Raw genomic sequence first — 245 nt, forward strand, 5'->3', positions numbered from 1 at the left:
CGTAACTGGCGGGCTTTTTTTGCCCCAGAATTTTCCCTTTCAACATCCTGTAAACGAAAACTGCGCCGAAGCGCAGTTTAATCGTTGATGGTCAGAACGACCAGTTCACACCAGCCACCGCGTTCCACGGGGATTCCACACCGGCACCATGGCTATACCCCACCCCGAGATGTCCGCTAAACGTACTGCTGAATGAGGCTTTAATAGCTGCCTGGTATATTCCACGTCTGCCCGACAAATCATTG

The 245-nt window shown here is 51.8% G+C and carries 1 protein-coding gene; it reads right to left on the reverse strand.

Features of this window, described 5'->3' with window-relative positions:
* Window positions 1–91: 91 nt before the first annotated feature.
* Window positions 92–245, reverse strand: a 154-nt coding sequence (locus tag SB719_RS21955; RefSeq protein WP_412160004.1) for an autotransporter outer membrane beta-barrel domain-containing protein, incomplete at its 5' end; no start/stop codon positions are given.

Origin of the sequence: Pantoea sp. SIMBA_079, from assembly GCF_046940275.1 — a bacterium.
GTDB lineage: Bacteria > Pseudomonadota > Gammaproteobacteria > Enterobacterales > Enterobacteriaceae > Pantoea > Pantoea borealis.